The sequence below is a fragment of the Saccharopolyspora shandongensis genome (genome assembly GCF_900106995.1).
Lineage (GTDB): Bacteria > Actinomycetota > Actinomycetes > Mycobacteriales > Pseudonocardiaceae > Saccharopolyspora > Saccharopolyspora shandongensis.
In genome coordinates, this window is record NZ_FNOK01000004.1 from 59936 (window position 1) to 78093 (window position 18158).

The 18158-nt window shown below is 68.8% G+C and carries 18 protein-coding genes; 7 read left to right on the forward strand and 11 right to left on the reverse strand.

Going from position 1 to position 18158, the window contains the following annotated elements:
• Positions 1-168: 168 nt before the first annotated feature.
• Together BLW84_RS05215 and BLW84_RS05220 are read right to left on the reverse strand one after the other, a co-directional pair.
• Positions 169-828, reverse strand: coding sequence for a response regulator (locus BLW84_RS05215; protein ID WP_093261877.1), 660 nt, complete (start codon positions 826-828; stop codon positions 169-171).
• The gene (locus BLW84_RS05220; RefSeq protein WP_093262382.1) at positions 821-2083 is read right to left on the reverse strand and encodes a sensor histidine kinase; all 1263 of its coding nucleotides are present in this window, start codon (positions 2081-2083) and stop codon (positions 821-823) included. Before BLW84_RS05220 ends, BLW84_RS05215 begins: the two co-directional genes overlap by 8 nt.
• A 196-nt stretch (positions 2084-2279) precedes the next feature.
• Here BLW84_RS05220 and BLW84_RS05225 point away from each other — a divergent pair, with 196 nt between their 5' ends.
• From BLW84_RS05225 to BLW84_RS05235, 3 genes are all read left to right on the forward strand, one after another.
• Complete coding sequence (locus BLW84_RS05225; RefSeq protein ID WP_093261879.1) at positions 2280-3752, forward strand: glycosyltransferase family 39 protein; 1473 nt, start codon at positions 2280-2282, stop codon at positions 3750-3752.
• 89 nt (positions 3753-3841) lie between these two features.
• Positions 3842-4393 (forward strand): PH domain-containing protein, encoded by a 552-nt coding sequence (locus BLW84_RS05230; RefSeq protein WP_093261881.1) that lies wholly within the window; start codon positions 3842-3844, stop codon positions 4391-4393.
• Positions 4390-5952: a PH domain-containing protein gene (locus tag BLW84_RS05235; RefSeq protein WP_093261883.1), complete on the forward strand. Its 1563-nt coding sequence runs from the start codon at positions 4390-4392 to the stop codon at positions 5950-5952. The genes BLW84_RS05230 and BLW84_RS05235 overlap by 4 nt, the downstream gene beginning before the upstream one ends.
• 63 nt (positions 5953-6015) lie before the next feature.
• Here BLW84_RS05235 and BLW84_RS05240 read toward each other — a convergent pair whose 3' ends face one another.
• The 3 genes from BLW84_RS05240 to BLW84_RS05250 all read right to left on the reverse strand — a co-directional run bounded on the left by BLW84_RS05240 (position 6016) and on the right by BLW84_RS05250 (position 9017).
• The gene (locus BLW84_RS05240) at positions 6016-6207 is read right to left on the reverse strand and encodes a DUF397 domain-containing protein (protein WP_093261885.1); all 192 of its coding nucleotides are present in this window, start codon (positions 6205-6207) and stop codon (positions 6016-6018) included.
• Entirely contained in the window at positions 6208-7056 is an 849-nt protein-coding gene (locus BLW84_RS05245; protein WP_245760946.1) for a helix-turn-helix domain-containing protein, read from the reverse strand. It abuts the gene before it with no gap.
• A gap of 227 nt (positions 7057-7283) precedes the next feature.
• Positions 7284-9017, reverse strand: coding sequence for a pyruvate dehydrogenase (locus BLW84_RS05250; protein ID WP_093262384.1), 1734 nt, complete (start codon positions 9015-9017; stop codon positions 7284-7286).
• A gap of 182 nt (positions 9018-9199) precedes the next feature.
• On the opposite strand from BLW84_RS05250, the gene BLW84_RS47245 reads away from it, so the two are divergent.
• Both BLW84_RS47245 and bcp read left to right on the forward strand, forming a co-directional pair.
• The gene (locus BLW84_RS47245) at positions 9200-9367 is read left to right on the forward strand and encodes a hypothetical protein (protein WP_177226289.1); all 168 of its coding nucleotides are present in this window, start codon (positions 9200-9202) and stop codon (positions 9365-9367) included.
• 53 nt (positions 9368-9420) lie between these two features.
• A complete protein-coding gene (gene bcp / locus BLW84_RS05255; protein ID WP_093261889.1) occupies positions 9421-9894 on the forward strand; it encodes a thioredoxin-dependent thiol peroxidase in 474 nt (157 codons plus the stop codon).
• Positions 9895-10027: 133 nt separating this feature from the next.
• Here bcp and BLW84_RS05260 read toward each other — a convergent pair whose 3' ends face one another.
• Positions 10028-10786 carry a sulfite exporter TauE/SafE family protein gene (locus tag BLW84_RS05260; protein ID WP_093261891.1) on the reverse strand — a complete coding sequence of 253 codons (759 nt, stop codon included), beginning with the start codon at positions 10784-10786 and terminating at the stop codon, positions 10028-10030.
• A 153-nt stretch (positions 10787-10939) separates the two neighbouring features.
• On the opposite strand from BLW84_RS05260, the gene BLW84_RS05265 reads away from it, so the two are divergent.
• The gene (locus tag BLW84_RS05265; RefSeq protein WP_093261893.1) at positions 10940-12367 is read left to right on the forward strand and encodes a carotenoid oxygenase family protein; all 1428 of its coding nucleotides are present in this window, start codon (positions 10940-10942) and stop codon (positions 12365-12367) included.
• A 90-nt stretch (positions 12368-12457) separates the two neighbouring features.
• Here the strand turns inward: BLW84_RS05265 and BLW84_RS05270 are convergent, their stop codons facing one another.
• Together BLW84_RS05270 and BLW84_RS05275 are read right to left on the reverse strand one after the other, a co-directional pair.
• Positions 12458-13156 carry an MOSC domain-containing protein gene (locus BLW84_RS05270; RefSeq protein WP_245760947.1) on the reverse strand — a complete coding sequence of 233 codons (699 nt, stop codon included), beginning with the start codon at positions 13154-13156 and terminating at the stop codon, positions 12458-12460.
• Positions 13157-13181: 25 nt separating this feature from the next.
• Complete coding sequence (locus BLW84_RS05275; protein WP_093261897.1) at positions 13182-14303, reverse strand: L,D-transpeptidase; 1122 nt, start codon at positions 14301-14303, stop codon at positions 13182-13184.
• Positions 14304-14875: 572 nt separating this feature from the next.
• Between BLW84_RS05275 and BLW84_RS05280 the strand changes: the two genes are divergently transcribed.
• A complete protein-coding gene (locus BLW84_RS05280; RefSeq protein ID WP_245760948.1) occupies positions 14876-15652 on the forward strand; it encodes an AfsR/SARP family transcriptional regulator in 777 nt (258 codons plus the stop codon).
• A gap of 53 nt (positions 15653-15705) precedes the next feature.
• On the opposite strand, the gene BLW84_RS05285 is transcribed toward BLW84_RS05280, so the two are convergent.
• The 3 genes from BLW84_RS05285 to scoE all read right to left on the reverse strand — a co-directional run bounded on the left by BLW84_RS05285 (position 15706) and on the right by scoE (position 18121).
• Complete coding sequence (locus BLW84_RS05285; protein WP_093261901.1) at positions 15706-16578, reverse strand: thioesterase II family protein; 873 nt, start codon at positions 16576-16578, stop codon at positions 15706-15708.
• Between the two features lie 134 nt (positions 16579-16712).
• Entirely contained in the window at positions 16713-17231 is a 519-nt protein-coding gene (scoD, locus tag BLW84_RS05290) for a (2E)-enoyl-ACP glycyltransferase (RefSeq protein ID WP_093261903.1), read from the reverse strand.
• Between the two features lie 5 nt (positions 17232-17236).
• Complete coding sequence (gene scoE / locus BLW84_RS05295) at positions 17237-18121, reverse strand: (3R)-3-[(carboxymethyl)amino]fatty acid oxygenase/decarboxylase (RefSeq protein WP_245760949.1); 885 nt, start codon at positions 18119-18121, stop codon at positions 17237-17239.
• Between the last annotated feature and the right edge of the window lie 37 nt (positions 18122-18158).

The following is an 18158-nucleotide window of genomic DNA, read 5'->3' on the forward strand; positions in this document are numbered from 1 at the left end:
GCGGGTTCTCAGACTGTGCCCGTCTTCGGGGCTACTGGGCGAGGCCAGTCCCCGATGCCGCGTATTGGTCATGCGTAAGTCGGGGATCCCGGAGTCCAGGCGGCGGCCGTAACTCCCGCAGGGGGCCGCTACCCGCACCGCCACGCAAAACGAGTTTGGAAACAACCTCTACCGCGGCACCAGGCCCGCGTCGTAGGCGAGCAGCCCGGCCTGGAGCCGGTTCGCGCAGGACAGCTTCACCAGCATCCGCGACACGTAGCTCTTCACCGTCGCCTCCGACAGGAACAGCCGCTCGGCGATCTGCGCGTTGGACAGCCCCTGCCCCAGGCAGGTGAGCACCTCGATCTCGCGGTCGGTCAGGTCGCGCACCAGCTCCACCGCCCGCTGCCGGCTGCTCTGCTCCTCCCCCGACGCCGCGAGCAGCCGCTTCTTCGCCTCCTTGGAGAGCACGGTGTGCCCGTCGGCGGCGACCCGCACCAGCCCGATCAGGTCCTCCGGCGGCGTCGACTTGACCAGGAATCCCGCTGCCCCGGCTCGCAACGCGCGCAACACGTACTTGTCGGCGTCGAAGGTCGTCAGCGCCACCACGGCGGGCGGATCGGGCAGCTTGCAGATCCGCTCGATCCCGGTCAGCCCGTCCACGCCCGGCATCCGCAGGTCCATCAGCACCACGTGCGGCCGGTGCCGCACCACGCACTCGACGGCCGCCGCGCCGTCCTGCGCGTCGTCGACGACCTCGATGTCCTCAGCCGAACCGAGGATGGTGCGCAGGTGCGCGCAGACCATCGGCTCGTCGTCCACCACGACGACCCGGATGGGATCACTCATCGCCGACCGCCTCCCCCGTGGGCACGTACGCAGGGAGTATCACATCCACCTCGAAGCCGCCGTCGCCGCCGGCCCGGGCGTGGAACGTCCCGCCGACCAGCTCGACCCGCTGCTGCAGCCCGAGCAGGCCGGAACCCGAGCCGCTGCCCGCCAGGTCCGCCGCGGCGCGGGACGGCGGCTCCGTGTTGCGGATGACCAGCCGCAGCCGGTCGTCGCTGTAGATCACGTGCACGCTCACCCTCGAGCCGAACGCGTGCTTGTGGACGTTCGTCAGCGCCTCCTGCACCACGCGGTAGGCGGTCCGCCCGACCGCCGACGAGACCACCGCCGGATCACCGTCCACAGTGAACTCGACGGGCACTCCGACCGCCTCGGACCGCCCGATCAGCTCCGACAGGTCCGGCACCTCTGTCGGCGGGGCCGAGGCGGGCAGGCCCTCGTCCTCGACGGCGCCGCGCCGCAGCACGCCGACGAGATCCCGCAGCTCCTCCAGTGCTTCGCAGCCGCTGGTGCGCAGTTCTTCGGCGGCCTGCCTGGTCTCCGGGTCCTTGGCCGCCACCCCCATCGCACCGGCCTGCAGAACCATGAGGCTGACCCGGTGCGTGACCACATCGTGCATCTCGGTTGCCAGCCGCGTGCGCTCGTCCGCCCGGGCCTGCTCGGCGAGCAGCTCCTGCTCGTACTCGGCCCGCTCGACGCGTTCCCGCAACGCCTGCACCAGTCGGCGACGCGCGCCGATGTAGAGCCCCAGGACGGCCGGGAAGATCGTCCACAGCACCGAGACGACCAACAGCTGCCGGAAGTCCGGAGCCCACGGCCGGACCGCGAGCACGGTGACGATGGCGACCATGTCCCAGCCGAGGAACCGCCTGGTGCGCCCCTCCGTGTAGGCCGCGACGGCGTAGATGATCCACGGTGTCAGACCCGGGACCCACGGGTCGTCGTGCTGGTTGATCGCCAGCAGCGGGCCGGGGCCGAACTCGATCAGCAGCACCTGCGCGATCGAGAGCACCGTGGTCACTGCCATGATCGTCACCGGGAAACGCCGCCGGGCCAGCAACGCGATGTCCAGCACGGTCATCAGCAGGTCGTTCGCCCACAGCCCGCCGATCCAGTCGTACACCTCGGGCGGCGTCTCCGACGGGTAGAGGGCTTCGAGGGCGCGGCCGAGCAGGTGCAACCCGATCACGAGGCACACGTCGAACGCGGCCTCCCGCTTGGAGTTCCACAACAGCCGCCACAACGGGCGCTTCACGTGGAACACGGTAGTTAACCGGATGTCCGGAATCGGCGAAGAGCCCACTCGCGACGGTCACGAGTAGACGAAAGTTGCACCGGCCTCCCGGAGCCGCAACTTTCGGTCCACCGAGACGCTACGAAGCGCGGTGTCGGCGAGTTGATCAACCCCGTTTCAATGGATGCACAGTCCAGTCGAGACCTGGGGGAAAGAAATGAGCGCCCAGCTGCTCAGCCCGCAACAACCACCGCCGACCCGCACCGAGCTGCCACCGCTGGCGAAGGGTCCGGTGTTCACCATCGCGGGCCTCGTCGCGGCCGCCCACCTGGCCTTCAGCCCGTTCGGCGGGTTCTGGATCGACGAGGCCTACATGCTCGCGGCCGGGAAGTACCACCCGGACTGGGGCTACGTCGACCAACCGCCGCTGGCGCCGCTGATCGCGGCGGCGATGGACTGGATCGCCCCGGGGATGATGCCGGTGCTGCGGCTGCCCGCGGTACTCGCGACCGCCGCGATCGTCGTGCTGACCGCACTGCTCGCTCGCGAATTCGGCGGCGACCGGCGGGCCCAGGCGTTGGCCGGCGCGGCCGGTGCCACCGGCCTGTGGACCGCGCTGGTCGGGCACTGGGTCACGCCCTACACCTTCGAACCGCTGTTGTGGCTCGCGCTCACGTGGTGCTTGGTGCGCTGGGTCCGGCTGCGCGACCTGGGTCGTCCGGACGATCGACTGCTGCTGCTGTTCGGCGTGCTGCTCGGCATCAACATGCAGATGAAGTTCCAGGTCGCGATCCTGTGCGTGGCGTTGCTGGTCAGCGTGCTCCTGGTCGGCCCGCGGGACATCCTGCGCCGCCCGATGTTCTGGGGCGGCGTCGGCATCGCGGCGCTGATAGCCCTGCCGACGGTGCTCTGGCAGGCGTTCAACGGCTGGCCGCAGCTTCAGATGGGCTCGATCGTCGCGGCCGAGTCGCCGATGCTCTCCGGTGGCCGCGGCGGCACCGCCATGAACCTCGTGCTCTTCGCCGGTGTCGCCGGTACCACGCTGTTCCTGTTCGGACTGTGGCGACTCATGCGCTCTCCCGAGCTTCGGTCGTACCGGTTCTTCGCCGTCACGACCGTGCTGCTGTACGGGTTCTTCATCGCAACCGCCGGGCGGCCGTACTACCTGATCGGGCTTTACGGCGTGTCGATCGCCGCCGGTGTCGTGGGGTTCCAGCGGCGCCGGGAATCCCGGCGGACCCGGTTCGGCTGGACGGCTTGGCCGGCCTTCGCGCTGTCGGCCGTCGCGGCGGGCTACATGATGTACGCGTCCACGACCATGACCTCGATGTTCGGGATGTCGACCGTGGATTCGCTCGCCCGCGACTCGGCGGCCGCGTATGCCGCGCTACCGCCGGAACAGCAGCAGCACACCGCGATCCTCGCCGACAGCTACGTCACCGCCGCGATGGTCGAAGTCGGTGGCGCGCAACACGATTTGCCGCAGGTCTACAGCCCGCACCGCGGCTACGGCTACTTCCCGCCGCCGACCGAGCAGATCGACTCCGTGCTCGTCGTCGGCGACCCGACCTCGCTGCGGACGCAGTTCTCCGAGGTCCGCCAGGTGAGCGGCGGCGAAGTCCCGATCTGGCTCTGCACCGGGAAACTCGCCCCGTGGACGGAGATCTGGCCGGAGGTCAAATCGCTGTGAACGGGCCGACACCGAACCGGTTTCCCGGCCCGGCCCCGGCGCGCCGGGAAACCGGGAACCGTCCGGCCGCGGGGATGCACGCTGCGAGAATGGCCCCAGCAAGGCGAAACGGAGAGGGGCCGACAGTGGACGCCCGAACGAACACGAACTCCGCCGGGCTCCGGCTCCGGCCACCGCGCAACCGGGTCGAACGCCGCGCCATCGGCTGGTGGACGACGCAGGCCCTGGTTCTCGTCGCCCCGCTGCTGATCGCGCTGGCGGTCACGGCGGTGTTCATCCCGCCCGCGCGGTTCTGGCTGCTGCTCTCGCTCGCAGTGGTCGCCGTCCTCGGCGTGCCCTACGTGCTGGTGATGCCGCAATGGCGGTACCGCGTGCACCGCTGGGAAACCACCGAGGACGCCGTCTACACGGCCGAGGGCTGGCTGAGCCAGGAATGGCGCATCGCGCCGATGTCCCGGATCCAGACGGTGGACACCGTGCGAGGCCCGCTGCAGCAGCTGTTCAAGCTGTCCAGCGTCACGGTCACCACGGCGTCCGCCGCCGGCCCTCTGACGATCGCCGGCCTCGACAAGGACGTCGCGGCATCGCTCGTCGAGCAACTGACGGCCACCACGCAGGCCACCCCGGGAGATGCCACATGAGCAGCGTCATCGACGGGCAGTGGCGCCGCCTGGACCCGAAGACCGTCGCGGCGGCCGCGGTCCTGGTGATGGCGCCGCTGGTGCCGACCGCGGGGGTCATGTTCCTGTCGGACGCCGAACCCACGACCCTGCTGGTCACCGCGTTGATCTGGGTCGGCGTCGCGGTGCTGATCGCCGGGTTCAGCGCCGCGGAGTGGTGGCTCACCTGGTACCGGATCACCGACGAGCGCTTCGAGCTGCGCCACGGCGTCCTGACCCGCAACCACCGCTGGATCCCGCGCGAGCGGATCCGCAGCGTCGACCTGACGGCCGATCCGGGCCACCGGCTGTTCCGCATCACCACGGTGAAGGTCGGCACCGGCGGCCAGGCCGGCGACTCCAGCGAGCTCAAGCTCGACGCGATCGCGCGCCACCACGCCGAATCCCTGCGCCAGGAGCTGCTGTTCGGCGGTTCATCCACTTCGGACACCGCGGCGTACCGCGAGCCGGTCACCATGCCGAGCATCGCGGCGAGCGCCGGAGCCGTCAGCACCGCGGCGAGTACCGAGGTCGGCGAGGCCACGCTCGCCCGCCTCAACCCCACGTGGTTCCGCTTCTCCGCGCTGACCCTGTCGTTCATGCTGATCGTCTGGGGCGCGATCGCCTCGGGCATCGGGTCGTTCAAGGAACTGCTGGAGGCATTCGGCGTCTTCGAAAGCCTCGGGCAGGCCGTGCTGGCGACGTCGCTGTGGCTGGTCATCGCGGTCGGGGCCGCCATCGCCCTGGTCGTCGGCGTGCTCGGCGCCATCGCGCTGTCCGTGGAGATGTGGTGGGGCTTCCGGCTGACCCGGGAACGGGGCGACACGCTGCGGGTGAAGCGCGGGTTGCTCACCACGCGGTCGGTTTCGCTGGAGGAACGACGCCTGCGCGGCGTCGAGCTGGCGGAGCCGCTGCTACTGCGCTGGGCCCGCGGTGCGCGGCTGCACGCCGTGGCCACCGGGCTGAACCAGAAGACGGAAGAGCACCAGCCGGACAACAAGACGCTGCTGCCGCCGGCTCCCCGCGCGGAGACGCACCGGGTGGCGGCCGAGGTCCTGCGGGAGCGGGAATCGCCGTTCGGCGGCGAACTGCACCGGCACCCGCGCGCCGCGCTGCGGCGACGCATCACCTGGGCGCTCGTCTCGGCCGTCCCGTTCATCGCGGCGGCCGTGACGGCGGCGGTGATCGGGTGGTTGTCGGTGGCCGCGACCGCGGCCGTGGGGGTGGTCGCGGTCGCGGTGGCGATCGGTTTCGCGCTGGACGCCTACCGCAACCTCGGTCACGCGATCACCGATCGCTACCTGATCTCCCGCTCCGGCACCGGGATTCGCCGCACGGTCGCGCTGCAGCGCGAGGGGATCATCGGCTGGCGCATCAGGAGGACCGTGTTCCAGCGGCGCTCGGACCTGTTGACCATCGGTGCGACGACGGCGGCCGGGAACAGCGTCTACGAGGTGCGGGACGTGAGCACCGAGACGGGGCTGCGGCTGGCGGAAGAGGCGGTCCCGGGGCTGCTCGCGCCGTTCCTGCAACGGGGCTGACCTGCCGGGAACCTGTTCGGTGGTGGTGGCTCCGCTCTTCCCCGGGAGCGGAGCCACTGCTGGTCAGGAGTCGAAGCAACCGTGCTTCAGGCCGCGCACGAACTCGTGCCAGCGCTGCACCTCGACGGTGATCTGACCGGCGGCGCGGTTCTTGGTGTCGCGAACTCCGACGTGGTCGGAACCGAAGCCGACTTCGACGCACTGGCCCTGCCCCTGGGTTCGGGTGCTGGTGCGCCAGTCGGTGATGCTTGACATCTACAGCTCTCCTATACGTTGTTGGAGGAGTTTTACGGAACCCTCAGGGTCTACCGCATGCGCGCGTAAATGGTCCATCATCATCACGTAATTCGATATCTCGATCTCCCTTTCAAGGTAGAGCCCGCCCACATGTGTTTCCAGATAAACCACGTCCGGGTCAACGTTATTCGAGTAGCGCAGGATGACGAACGGACCGGCCTGGGCCGGATGCGCACCCGCGTCCAACGGCATGACCTGCAGCGTCACGTGCGGCATTTCCACCAGCTTGAGCACGTGTTCCAGCTGGTGGCGCAACACGTCGTTGCCACCGACGCGGCGGCGCAACGCCGCTTCCCCGACAACCGCCCACAGGTCCAGCGGATTTGCCCCGACGACCCGCTGCTGGCGCTGTATGCGGAGATCCACCCTTCTCGTAATTTCCGAATCATCCGCTCGAATGAGAGTCGCCTTGGTCAACGCATAGGCGTACTCACGCGTTTGGAGCAGTCCCGGAATGGCCTCGGACTCGTAGGTGTGAATTGACGACGCTTCGGCTTCGAGCCCCACATAGGTCTCATACCACTCCGGCAGGACATCGCTGTACGAATGCCACCATCCGCGTTTCCTGGCATCGCGCGCCAGGTTGATCAACTGGTCCCGCTCGGCCCCGTCCACCCCGTAGAAATCCAGCAATGCCGAGACATCACCGACCGAAGGCGATCGCTTGGCGGTTTCGAAGCGCCCGATCTTCGCCTGCGTGCAGCCGAGGTGGGTAGCAGCCTGCTGCTGGGTGACCTCGGCCTGCGCCCGCAGCCACCGCAACTCGGCGGCGAGACGACGACGCCGCACCGTGGGACTGACTGTCATGATCCCCATACTCCACGCAACCCCACTTTGCGTCACCACCCCATCACCCTTACGACAGTAGGGTCACGGGCATATTCCCGGGATTGCGCCAAATGGGCGTCACCCGGAATGTGGTTACTCGGGCTTCCGTTTGCCGTTGCGGGCAACCGAATCCGCGGGGCGCGAAAACGATCAGCGCCCCCGCCCGACTCGCAGGCAGGGGCGCCGCTCGGTCGCGGAGCGGTGGCCTACGGCCGCGGCACGTTGCGCAGGTTGCTGCGCGCGAGCTGCACCATCTTGCCCACGCCACCGGAGAGAACCGTGCGGCTGACTGCGAGCGCGAACCCCTTCACCTGGTCGCCGGTGATGCGCGGCGGGATCGACAGCGCGTTGGGATCGGTCACCACGTCCACCAGCGCCGGACCCGGTCGGCCCAACGCGTCGGCCAGCGCGTCGCGCACCTCGCCGGGCTTCTCCACCCGCACCGAGTGCATCCCGGCGGCCGCGGCCAGCGCGGCGAAGTCGACGTGTTCGTGGTCGGTGCCGAAGTCGGGCAGCCCGTCGACCAGCATCTCCAGCTTCACCATGCCCAGCGAGGAGTTGTTGAACACCACCACCTTCACCGGCAGTCGGTGGGTGCGCAGCGTCAGCAGGTCGCCGAGCAGCATGGAAAGCCCGCCGTCGCCGGACATCGAGATCACCTGGCGCCCCGGCTCGGCGATCTGCGCCCCGATGGCCTGCGGCAGCGCGTTGGCCATCGAGCCGTGCACGAAGGAGCCGAGCACCCGCCGCCGGCCGTTCGGCGTGATGTAGCGGGCCGCCCACACATTGCACATCCCGGTGTCCACTGTGAACACGGCGTCGTCGGCGGCGAGGTCGTCGAGGACGTCGGCGACGTACTCCGGGTGGATCGGCACCTGCGTCTCGACGTTCCGCGTGTAGGCGTCGACGACGCGCTCCAGCTGGCCGGCGTGCTCTCGCAGCATCCGGTCCAGGAAGGCCCGGTCCGCCTTCTGCGAAACGCGCGGCAGCACGGCGCGAACGGTCTCCCTGACATCGCCGTGCACGGCCAGGTCCAGGACCGTGCGCCGCCCCAGGTGCGCGGGTTCGATGTCGACCTGCACGGTGTTGGCCTGCGGCAGGAAGTTGTCGTACGGGAAGTCGGTGCCCAGCAGCACGACCAGGTCCGCGCGGTGCATCGCGTCGTAGCAGGCGCCGTAGCCGAGCAACCCGCTCATCCCGACGTCGAAGGGGTTGTCGTACTGGATCCATTCCTTGCCCCGCAGCGCATGCCCGACCGGCGCGTTCAGCCGCCCGGCGAGCTCCATGACCTCCCGGTGCGCGCTGCGGGTTCCCGAACCGCAGAACAACATCGGCCGCTGGGCGGCGTTCAGCTTCTCCGCGAGCGCGGACACCTGGTCGTCGGACGGCACCACCACCGGCGGCTCGCACTCGACGATGCCCTGGCCGGTGGGCCGCGCGGCCGGCTTCTGCGCGACATCGCCCGGCAGCACCAGCACCGAGACGCCGCGCCGGCCGGCCGCGGTCTGGATCGCGGTGCGCAGCAGGCGCGGCATCTGCTCGGGCTGCGAGAGCAGCTCGCAGAAGTGGCTGCACTCGTTGAACAGTTCCTCGGGATGGGTTTCCTGGAAGAACCCGGTCCCGATCTGCTCGGACGGGATGTGCGAGGCGAGCGCCAGCACCGGAGCCCCGCTGCGGTGCGCGTCGAACAGGCCGTTGATCAGGTGCAGGTTGCCCGGCCCGCAGCTGCCCGCGCACACCGCCAGCCGCCCGGTCAGCTGCGCCTCGGCGCCGGCGGCGAACGCCGCGGCCTCCTCGTGACGCACGTGCACCCACTCGATGCCGTCGGTGCGGCGGACCGCGTCGACCACCGGGTTGAGGCTGTCCCCGACTATGCCGTAGATCCGGCGGACGCCGGCTTGCACGAGCACTTCGATGAACTGGTCGGCGACGGTGGGCATGTGATCCTCCGGCGGTCGGTGGAGCGGGCCACCCACCCGTCTACGCGGGGTGCCCACGACCTGCAACTCGAAACCGTCGATAACCCGTACGGGGATATCGGTAACGAACCGGGCGGCGAAGTCGATCAGCATCACGTCGACGTTTCATCGTCGGAATCCCCTGCCACCGGAAGGAAATCGCGGTGTCCATCCGCCTGTACACCACCTGCGCGCTGGCCCTGACCGCCTCCGCGGTCGCCGGACTGCTCGTCGGCGGATTCATCGCGACAGCGGATACGGCGCCCGCCGGGCCGCAGATCACCCAGGTCTCGCAGCTGACCCCGGCGACCGGCGAGCTCGCCCGCGAGTGACGGTCGCTTCACCGGCCACGAGCCGGTCGGGCGCATCGGATAGCGTCGGGAGCATGAGCGAACAGAATCGACTCTCGACCGGCGACAAGGCACCCGAATTCGCGCTGCAGGACGCCGATGGCAACACCGTGTCGCTGGGCGACTACCGCGGCCGGTCCGTGGTGGTCTACTTCTACCCGGCAGCGAGCACGCCCGGCTGCACCAAGGAGGCCTGCGACTTCCGGGACAGCCTGGCGGTGCTCAACGACGCGGGCTTCGACGTCCTCGGGGTCTCCCCGGACCAGCCGGCGAAGCTGGCGAAGTTCCGCGACGAGGAGGGCCTGACCTTCCCGCTGCTGTCGGACGCGGACAAGTCCGTGATGACGGCGTGGGGCGCGTTCGGCGAGAAGCAGAACTACGGCAAGACGGTGCAGGGCGTGATCCGGTCGACCTTCGTGGTGGACCCGGAGGGCAAGATCGCCAAGGCGCTGTACAACGTGAAGGCGACGGGCCACGTGGACCGGCTCCGCAAGGACCTCGGGGTCTGATCCGTTGGGCACCGACCCGGCCGGTGCCCTCTCAAGCCTCCTCCAATTTTGCCTAAAATTGGAAGCTTCCCGGCGGCCACGCGAGCCTCGCTGCGGCTCGGGAGGTCCCAATTTTGCCTAAAATTGGGTCCCGTCAGTCGAGGGCCATGTAGATCGCCACTCCGGCGGCGATCACCACCACCAGGTAGCGCAGCAGGTTCGACGGCAGCTTCTGGGCCAGCTTCCCGCCGACGAAGCCGCCGAGCACCGTGGTGGGCACCAGCATCAGCACCGCGATCCAGTCCACCGGCGCGATCAGCGCGTAGACGACCAGCGTCACGGCGCTGCCGATCATCCCCAGCCAGCTCTTGAGCGCGTTGAGCCGCCGCATGGAGTCGGTGGCGGCCAGCACCAGGATCGCGATCAGGATGACGCTGCGCGCGCCGCCGAAGTAGCCGCCGTAGATCGAGGCCAGGAAGATTCCCACCGTGAGCAGCACGGTGCGGTCCGGGGCGTCTTCGCCGGGCGTGCCCAGCCACTTGCGGATGGTGTTCTGGAACGCCATCAGCACGGCGGACAGCCCCACCAGCGCGGGCACCACGGCGTCGAACACCTTGCCCGGCAGGACCATCAGCAGCACGCAGCCCAGCGCCGATCCGACGGCCGCGGCCACCGTGGTCAGCCACATCCGCCGCGGCGTGCCGGCGAGGTCCTTGCGCTGGCTGATCGCGGCCCCGACGAATCCGGGCCCCTGCGCCACCGAGTTGGTCACGTTGGCCACGAGCGGCGACATCCCGGTCGCCAGCAGCGCCGGGAAGACCAGCAGGGAACCGCCGCCGGCCACGGCGTTGATCGCGCCGGACAGGAAGCCGACGACGACGAGCAGCGCCAGTTCGAGCCAATCCGTGAACACGACTGCTGAAGTTAGCTTCTGGAACGACTCAAGTTCACATCGAGGCGAGCGGCATCACACCGCGATCCGGCCCCGATCAGCCGTTGCCCTCGTTTAGTAACGCCGTTATCGTCCCATAACGTCGTTACGAAACCTCGCAGGAGGGTGTTCCCCATGAGCAACCCGTTCACGCAGGGCAACTACGCACCGGTCCGGCAGGAGCACACCTGCACCGACCTGCCCGTCATCGGCGAGATCCCCGACCACCTCGACGGCCGCTACCTGCGCAACGGCCCCAACCCGATCTCCGAGATCGACCCGGACACCTACAACTGGTTCATGGGCGACGGGATGGTGCACGGCATCCGGCTCCGCGACGGGAAGGCCGAGTGGTACCGCAACCGCTGGGTCCGATCCCCCGTCACCACCCGAGCCCTCGGCGAACCACCGCGCCCGCGCAACCCCCGCGCCGGCCTCGACGTCCTCGGCGCGAACACCAACATCATCGGTCACGCCGGGCGCACGCTCGCCCTGGTCGAGGGCGGGGCGACGAACTACGAGCTGACCGACGAGCTGGACACCGTCGGCCCGTGCGACTTCGACGGCACGCTGCCGGGCGGCTACACCGCGCACCCCAAGCGCGACCCGGAAACCGGCGAGCTGCACGCGGTGTCGTACTTCTTCGGCCGCGGCAACACGGTGCAGTACTCGGTGATCGGGGCGGACGGGCGCGCCCGGCGCACGGTCGACGTGACCGTGTCCGGCAGCCCGATGATGCACGACTTCTCGCTGACCGAGAACCACGTGGTGTTCTACGACCTGCCGGTGAGCTTCGACGCGCGCCAAGCCGTCGAGGGCGCCGTGCCGGCGTGGCTGCGCCGCCCGGCCCAGCTGGTGGTCTCCGCGCTGATCGGCCGGGTCCGGGTGCCGGACCCGATCACCGCCCGGATGGCGAGCTTCACCCCGGCGAACCGGTCGTTCCCGTACCGCTGGAACCCGCGCTACCCGGCGCGGATCGGCGTGATGCCGCGATCCGGCGGTGCGCGCGACGTCCGCTGGTTCGACGTCGAGCCGTGCTACGTCTTCCACCCGCTGAACGCCTACGAGACCGAAACCGGCCTCGTGCTGGAGATCGTGCGGCACGCGAAGGTCTTCGACGCGGACCTGAGCGGCCCGTCCGAGGGAGCGCCGACGCTGGACCGCTGGACGGTGGACTTCAAGTCGGGACGGGTCCGGGAGGAGCGCCTCGACGACCGCCAGCAGGAGTTCCCGCGGGTGGACGAGCGGCTGGTCGGCAAGCGCCACCGCTACGGCTACGCGGTCGGCGACGACACCCTGTTCAAGCACGACATGACGACCGGGAAGACGGAGACCCGCAGCTTCGGCGAGGGCAACCAGGTCGGCGAGTTCGTCTTCGAGCCGAGGACCCCGGACGCGGCGGAGGACGACGGAGTCCTGATGGGCCTGCGCTACTCGGCGGCGGAGGAGCGCAGCGACCTGCTCCTGCTGGACGCGGAAACTCTGGAAACGGTGGCGGAGGTCCAGCTCCCGGACCGGGTCCCCAACGGCTTCCACGGCAACTGGGTTCCGGCGGACTCGTGACCCCGTGTGCACTTTGTGCCGCTATAGCAACACGAAGTACGCACGGCACCTGAACAGCGGAAACGGCAGCCGTTGCTTTCGCGGCAGGCGCTAGAGAAGCACGACGCCGTCCCCGACCTGCACCGACCCCGGGGTCGCGACCGTCGCCAGCGCGTCCAGGCGGGTGTCGTGCGCCTTGGCGATGGCCCGCAGCACCTGCGCCGAGCGCGGCAGGTCCCGCTGGGCGTCGTTGACCATCGCGCACCGCTCGCTGGATCGCACGAACTCGACGCACAGGCCGCCGATCCGCGCCTTGCTCCCGAACCACTCGTCCTCCGCGAAGGGCGGGGTGCCCGGCGGCGTGCGCACCAGGAGGTTCGGCCGAAAGCGCCGCTCGTCGACCGGCACCTCCGGGACTACCGAGCGCACCCAGTCGAGGGTGGCGGTGGTCAGGACGCTCAGCGGGAGCTGGTCGAAGTGGGACACGGCCGCCTCGCGCGCCACCTCGACGTCGTCGCGGCCGAGGTAGCCGCGGAGGTAGGCCGTCGGGTCCGCGACGACCGCGCCGCGCGGATCCAGCAGCTCCGGCTCGTCGGCGTCGTCCAGGTAGCGGGAACGCAGCTCCAGCAGGCCGGGCATCCGCCGGAAACGGCGGGTGTTCTTCCCCGAACCGAACTTGCCCTCGGCGTCGCGCACCGCGAAGAGCCGGTCCCCGCGAAGCCCGCGCGCATCGACGTCGACCTGGTGCAGCGGTTCGCCGCCGGTCGACTTGACCGGGTACCGCCAGATCCGCTCGACCACGCCAATCACCCGGAGGAGGCTACCGGCGCCGCCGCTAGTGGAGGGCACTGCCGGCCTGCCACTTGTCCCAGGACAACGCCCAGTCGCCGTAGGTGTCCCACACCGGTAGCGCCGGGCCGCCGGAGTTGGTGACCTCGACGACGTCGCCGAGCCCGAAGTGCTCGAAGAACCACTGCGCGTTGGCCTGGTCGAGGTTGATGCAGCCGTGCGAGACGTTGGAGCTGCCCTGCTGGGCGACGCTGGCCGGGTTCTCGTGCACGAACTCGCCGTCGTTGGAGATGCGTTCGGCGAAGAACTCGTCGGACCGGTACGCGTTCGGGTCGGGCGGGCACACGCCGTAGGTGCACGAGTCCATCGTGTACTTCTCGTGCTTGTCCGAAATGACGTGCGCGCCGACGTGGGTCGGGGTGATGTCCTTGCCCATGCTGATGGGCATCGTGTTGACGAGCTGACCGTTGTGGAAGATCTGCATCTGCTCGGTGTTGCCGTCGGCCTTCGCGATCCAGGAATCGTGCACGGAGAAGTCGATGCTGCGGTCGGTCTCCCCGTAAACGCCGCCGCCCAGGTCGACGCCGTAGAGGTTGATCTTCAACGTGACCTTGGTGCCCGGCTTCCAGTAGTTCTGCGGCCGGTAGTGCACTTCCTTGTCGGAGATCCAGTACCAGCCGCCGGGCTGGTCGGGAGCGCTGCTGATCTGCAGCCCCTTCTCCGCTGCGGCGTGGTCCTTGATGGCGTGGTCGAACCGGACGACGATGGGCTGCCCGACGCCGAAGTCGTGGGTGGACGGCGCCGGGACCACGCTCGGATAGGCCTGCGCCTGCGGAGCGAGCGTGTGGATCGTCTTGTGCTCCGTGGTCGTCTTCCCGTCGCCGTCGACGACCGTGGCGGCCACGTCGTAGACCTTGTCGTAGGCGAGCACCTCGGTGGTGCGCCAGCCCGTCTGACCGTCGGCCATCTGACCGGCGACCTGCTTGCCGTCGGGATTGGTGACGGTGACGGCGGTGAGCCTGCCGTTGCCGACCCGCACCTCGATGGGCGTGGTCGGGTTCACCTGGTCGCCCCCGGCGGCCGTGATGTCGACGACCGGCGCGGGCTTCGGAGGCGGCGCGGCACCCTGCCCACCGCCACCCGGAGAGCAGCCGGCAATCCCGACCAATGCCGCGAGAACAACACCAGCAACACAAACCCGAAAACGGACGAATTCCCGACGAATACCTCGGCTCATTTTTTCACCCCACGCAAAGGATAGTTTCCCTCGCCACCGGAGGCGAACTACGGGGTGCAACAAACCAAGAACAACGAGCCACCAAATCGAAGCAATAAATCCGAATTAAACAGAATTGCCCTGTATTCAATCACGCAGCGTTCCGCAGTCGCGACCATTCGTCACAGCCCGCGTCCGCCGCGACAGCGCGGCGGACGGTCGTCCCCGACCGCCTGCCGGCCGCCCAGACCGAACGGTCCATCACCGAACCGCTGCCCGACGGAATCGTGATATCCGCTACACGGCCGGTGTCGCACGACTACACGGAGTCACCGTCCTCGGTGACACCGTCGCTGTACGTGGCTTCAGCAGGCACGACAATGAAATGTTGAGATTTCATTGATCCCGGCCTGAGGAACTGAAACGACGGTTATCGCCGTACGCACCAGGTCATCGGCGCTCAGTGCCAGGCAACGCGGTAGCGGAGCCGGGTGCGGAGCAAAGCTGAAGGTGAGGAGCAGGCTGTGAGGTACGGAATCCTGGGCCCCTTACAGGTATTAGACGGAAGCGACATCTCCGCGGTCACCAGGCCGAGGATGGGCGTTCTGCTGGCAACCCTGCTCATCCGAGCGGACGAGGTCGTCTCCCGCGAGGCGCTGATCGACGAGATTTGGGACGGCAATCCGCCTTGCCGAGCGACCGCGACCCTGCACGTCCACGTGTCCGAGCTGCGCAAGTTCCTGGGCCGCCTGGGGACGGTGCGCGATCCGATCAGAACCCAGTCGCCGGGGTACGTGCTGCACCCCGAAGCCGGAGAGCTGGATCTGCACCGCTTCCGGCACCTCGTCCACCGGGGGCGGGCCGATGCCAGGGCCCAGCAGCACGAGAACGCGGTCCTGTCGCTGGAGGCCGCCCTCGGAATGTGCCGTGGTCCGGCGTTGCGGGGGTTGACCGGCGGGCCCATCATCCGAGAGTTCGTGCGGTGGTTCGACGAGGTCCGCACCGAGTGCGCCGAAACGCTGGTGCGGTCGAGCATGGCGCTGGGCCGGTACCAGGAAACGACCGGGCTGCTGAGCTCGCTGCTCAGCGAATACCCCCTCCACGAAGGCTTCTACCAGCACCTCATGCTCGCCATGTCCAAGTCCGGACGCCGCGCCGAGGCGCTGTCCGTCTACCGCCGGGCTCAAGAGACGATCAAGGAGCAGGTGGGGCTTGAGCCGTGCCGAGCTCTGCGCGACCTCCAGCGCGCGATTCTGCTGGCGGAGGACGGGCGGGCGGCCGTCCACGCCGCGGCGAGGTGAAGAAGCCGGATTTCTGGTTGGCGTGGCCGCTCGCCCGTCGAGGTGCGAGCGGGTCAACCCAGGTGGCGGCATTCGCTCGACGCGGGGCGGACACCGCCGGCACCCGCTTCGACGGGGCGGTGCCCGCCGGTCACCGGGGACGCAGACGCGTCCCCTGCTCCTGACCCGTCCTCGCCCGCACCTGCCAGGACGGCGGTGATGTCGCCGGCCACCCGGTCGATGTTCTCGTCGATGTAGAAGTGGCCGCCGGGGTACGCAGCGAGGTCGAACCCACCCGTCGTGTGCTCCCGCCACACCAAGGCCTCGTCGGCGGTGGCCACCGGATCGCTGTCGCCGATCATCGCCGTTACCGGGCATCGAACGGACGCGCCCGCGGGGCAGGCGTAGGTTCCGATCGCCTGGTAGTCCGCACGAACCACCGGCAGGATCACGGACAGCAGGTCGCCGTCCTCCAAGACGCGGGGATCGGTGCCGCCGAGCCGCTTCATCTCCCCCAACAGCGTGGCATCGTCGAGCAGGTGCACATCCCCGCGCCCGCGAGTGGACGGCGCGGGACGCGCGGAGGCGAAGATGCGGACCGGCGCCGAACCGGCGGACCGCTCGAATCTGCGGGCCACCTCGAACGCCAGGATGGACCCCATGCTGTGCCCGAAGAACGCGTAGGGCTCCACGAGCTGCGGGAGCAGGGCCTCGAAGATGCCGTCCGCGAGCTCGGAAATCGAGGTGCAGAACGGTTCCCGGCGGCGCTCCTGACGTCCCGGGTACTGCACGGACAGGGTCTCCACCGCGGGAACGAGCCGCCGGGCCAGCCGGAGGAAGTAGCTCGCCGAGCCGCCGGCATGCGGGAAGCAGACGAGTCGCGCCCTGCTGTCCGAGAGCGGCTTGAACCTCCGGACCCACGGGTTGCTGGTCGGTGTTCGGGTCATAGCGAACGCTCGCGGTTTTCTGTCATCACGGTTCTTCCGCCTCCGAGCTGTGGATCTGCACCAGAACGTCGTAGCGGGGGCACGGTTCGCAGACGAACCGCGCCCCCTGCGCTCCTCCTCCGGCGACGTCGGCGTCAGTCCGGCAGGTTGAGCACTGTGATCGTCACTTCGCCGTTGCAGCGCCCGCCCTCGGCATCCCAGTACCGGTATGCCGTGTTGGCGACCAACATCGGCGGACTACCGCCAGGAGACCGGCGCAGGACCGACAGGAAATCGATCTCGCCCTCGAATCGGCGGGGATCGATCGGACTCCGGAACTTGCTGGCGAACCGGGCGATGAGGATGTCCGGCAGCTGGTGCTTCCAGTAGTCGCTCATCGTCCACCCCCGGAACTCCTCCAGGAGTCCCCATTGGACGGACGCGGCGATCGTGTAGTACAGCATCTGGTTGTAGCAGATGTTGACCTCGACCGCGTTGAGATGACCGGTGTCGTCGATGTAGCAGGACTCCGGGATGGCGAACTCGCATCGAGCGGAAGGCAGCGCCTCCCCTGATGTGACGGTGGCCGACTTCAGGTACTTGCAGTGCGGCTTGTACGGACGCAGGACCTGCCTCAGCAGCGTCGCGTCCGAGGCGTGGGAGGTCGTTGCCATGGGGGCTAATTCCCGCGCTCGTACAACGTGCCGGTGTCGTGCACGGTGACCCGGTGGGAGACCGTCGGCTCCGGAGTCGTGGTGTGGCGTGCCCGGTGGATCAGGCTGCGGTTGTCCCAGACGAGCAGATCGCCCTTCTCGAACTCCTGGAGGTGGATGTTCTCGTGCGCCAGGTCCTCGTCGAACTGACCGGTGGCCTCGAAAAGGCGCTTCAGCAGGTCGCCGTCGAGCTCGTTGCCTTCGGAGTCCTCGATGCCGACGGTGAAACCTTCGCTGATGTACAGCACCGTCTCACCCGTCATCGGGTGCGTGAAGGTCGTCGGCTGCCGGACCGCCGGGGTCTTCTGCTCGACCTCTTCGAGGAGCTCGGTGATCGGCCGGTACACGTCCTGCGGGCGGATCTTGAAGTACTTGCGGACGCTGTGCCAGCAGTGGGCGCCCTCGATCTCCGCCTTCAGCGAGTCGGGCAGCTTGCGGTACGCCTCGCCCATGTCGATGAAGTAGGTCCCCCGGTTCTTCTCCGGGATCACCTGCGGGTAGATGAGGGTGATGGCGAACGGGTCGGGCATGAACTGGTAGTCGGCGTGCCAGAACTTCCCCGTCTTGGGAACGCCGATCTGCTTGCCCGCCTCAGGCACGTTGGAGGACACGAAGATTTCCGGGTTCTCCGGGTGGTGGTACATCGGCTCGTAGTACGCCTCCGGGCGCCCGAGCCGCTTCCCGAGCTCGTGGAACGCCTTCGGCGTGAGGTCCTGGCCCTTCAGGACCGCGATCTTGCTCTGGTAGACCGCCTGCTTCAGCGCGTCGATGTCCGCCTCGGACGCGGTCGTGTGGTCGAAGTCCTCGACCGTGACGCCCAGTTCCTTGCCGTGCTGCGGCTTGATGATCACTTGTCCCTGCTCCTCTTGATCTGCTCGAAACCCGGGG

What these genes read in the sequence shown, in the direction of transcription:
- BLW84_RS05250 (WP_093262384.1), bottom strand. Translation starts at nt 9,017, where the DNA reads ATGCCCACCGTCGCCGACCAGTTCATCGAAGTGCTCGTGCAAGCCGGC.
- BLW84_RS05285 (WP_093261901.1), bottom strand. Translation starts at nt 16,578, where the DNA reads ATGACCCGAACACCGACCAGCAACCCGTGGGTCCGGAGGTTCAAGCCG.
- BLW84_RS05230 (WP_093261881.1), top strand. Translation starts at nt 3,842, where the DNA reads ATGGCCCCAGCAAGGCGAAACGGAGAGGGGCCGACAGTGGACGCCCGA.
- scoD (WP_093261903.1), bottom strand. Translation starts at nt 17,231, where the DNA reads ATGGCAACGACCTCCCACGCCTCGGACGCGACGCTGCTGAGGCAGGTC.
- bcp (WP_093261889.1), top strand. Translation starts at nt 9,421, where the DNA reads ATGAGCGAACAGAATCGACTCTCGACCGGCGACAAGGCACCCGAATTC.
- BLW84_RS05235 (WP_093261883.1), top strand. Translation starts at nt 4,390, where the DNA reads ATGAGCAGCGTCATCGACGGGCAGTGGCGCCGCCTGGACCCGAAGACC.
- BLW84_RS05245 (WP_245760946.1), bottom strand. Translation starts at nt 7,056, where the DNA reads ATGACAGTCAGTCCCACGGTGCGGCGTCGTCGTCTCGCCGCCGAGTTG.
- BLW84_RS05225 (WP_093261879.1), top strand. Translation starts at nt 2,280, where the DNA reads ATGAGCGCCCAGCTGCTCAGCCCGCAACAACCACCGCCGACCCGCACC.
- BLW84_RS05240 (WP_093261885.1), bottom strand. Translation starts at nt 6,207, where the DNA reads ATGTCAAGCATCACCGACTGGCGCACCAGCACCCGAACCCAGGGGCAG.
- BLW84_RS05265 (WP_093261893.1), top strand. Translation starts at nt 10,940, where the DNA reads ATGAGCAACCCGTTCACGCAGGGCAACTACGCACCGGTCCGGCAGGAG.
- BLW84_RS05215 (WP_093261877.1), bottom strand. Translation starts at nt 828, where the DNA reads ATGAGTGATCCCATCCGGGTCGTCGTGGTGGACGACGAGCCGATGGTC.